This is a genomic window from Vibrio sp. Vb1755, from assembly GCF_033338635.1.
Classification (GTDB): domain Bacteria; phylum Pseudomonadota; class Gammaproteobacteria; order Enterobacterales; family Vibrionaceae; genus Vibrio; species Vibrio alginolyticus.
Map to the genome: position 1 here is coordinate 1 of NZ_JAWOTA010000143.1, position 1,428 is coordinate 1,428.

Consider the following 1,428-nt stretch of genomic DNA (forward strand, 5'->3'; position numbering starts at 1 on the left):
CATCCGCGCAGGCAACTGTTTATAGATACGGCTTACGAAGAGGTTCCCACCCCCACTAATCACGCCTCTACCTTCACGCAAACTACTCTATTCGTACCATCACTACTGACGAACACCGCTCGTTCCACAAGCAAGAAATTTTTGCTTCAAGCTGACAAACTCACAAGCGCAACGCATCAATAAGTCGGTAATTATTAATTTTATCTATTGGAAATGAACACTGTTCATTTATAATCAGCGAACCTAACGCAGTAACAAGGAATCCACTTCATGAAACGCATTGCGCTTCTCTTTGCCATGTTTGCATTACTTTCTGGTTGTAGCAGCATGTCGCCAGAACAATGCCAAACCGCAGATTGGTATCGCGTCGGCTACCAAGATGGCCGCTCAGGCAACAACCCAAACATTTTGTACGAATACATTAAAGACTGTCGCGAAGCAGGCGTAACGCCAAATCACGTTGAGTGGCAAGACGGTTTTGATAAAGGCACTATTCTTTACTGTTCGCCAGACAATGGTTACACGGTGGGTGTAGAAGGAAAAACCTACTATGGCGTTTGCTCTAACGATCTTTTCCTTAAAAACTATCAGTTAGGCCATCAAGAATATCAGCGTCAACAACGCATTAACGCATTAGATGCGGAGATATCACGCCTTGATCATCAATTGGATGCAAACTTAGATAAAGACAACGCGAAGCGCATTAGAGAGAGAAGAAAACAACTGGCGCGTGAGCGTGCATCACTCATCTCGCCAGGAGCTAATTACTACTTTAACTTTTAGTCGCGACGGGCTACAACGCTAGGGTCATAAAGCGGCTGTTTGGATCAGGTTGATAGTCGCCAAACGGCTCGCAGCACGCGAAGCCATGTTTTTCATATAGGCGATGCGCGGGTTCAAAAAATGCCATCGACCCAGTTTCCAAACTTAAACGTTGTATCCCCTGATGTTTCGCTTGCTCAATCACGTGATTGAGTAAGCGGGATGCCACGCCCTGTTTTCTCGCCAATGGTGTCGTACGCATCGATTTCAACTCTGCGTGACCATCCTCTAGTTGGCTCATTGCCACACATCCCAATAGCTGCTCACCATCCCAGCCCGTCCAAAACGTGATTGAAGGCAACTTCAACTTGCTTACATCTAACGCATGCACGCTCTCTGGTGGCGATGTAGCGTACATGTCCTGCAAATGCTCTTCCAACAACGCAAGCACCTGCTGCCGTTCTAAATTGTCGATTTCAATTCTCATATTTCCATCCTTGGTGTTTTTACTATCCAAGTCACCTTAACTATATGTTTTAAAGTTAAATGTCCATCCAAACCTCAAAGATACCTAAGTTTGCACGAAACTAAGATGATTGAATAATAAAAAAGCCCCAACACAAACATCAGAAAAATCATGTGTTGGAGCTTCATTTGCATTTCTAT

3 protein-coding genes are annotated in these 1,428 nt (G+C 44.6%); 2 read left to right on the forward strand and 1 reads right to left on the reverse strand.

What is annotated here, in order from left to right; genetic code table 11:
* On the forward strand, nucleotides 1–183 hold a 183-nt coding region (locus tag R7E00_RS23360), incomplete at its 5' end, for a hypothetical protein (protein WP_318124620.1).
* An 87-nt stretch (nucleotides 184–270) separates the two neighbouring features.
* Nucleotides 271–783: a DUF2799 domain-containing protein gene (locus R7E00_RS23365; protein WP_005484189.1), complete on the forward strand. Its 513-nt coding sequence runs from the start codon at nucleotides 271–273 to the stop codon at nucleotides 781–783.
* Nucleotides 784–793: 10 nt separating this feature from the next.
* On the opposite strand, the gene R7E00_RS23370 is transcribed toward R7E00_RS23365, so the two are convergent.
* Nucleotides 794–1,249 carry a GNAT family N-acetyltransferase gene (locus R7E00_RS23370; protein ID WP_318124621.1) on the reverse strand — a complete coding sequence of 152 codons (456 nt, stop codon included), beginning with the start codon at nucleotides 1,247–1,249 and terminating at the stop codon, nucleotides 794–796.
* Nucleotides 1,250–1,428: the final 179 nt, after the last annotated feature.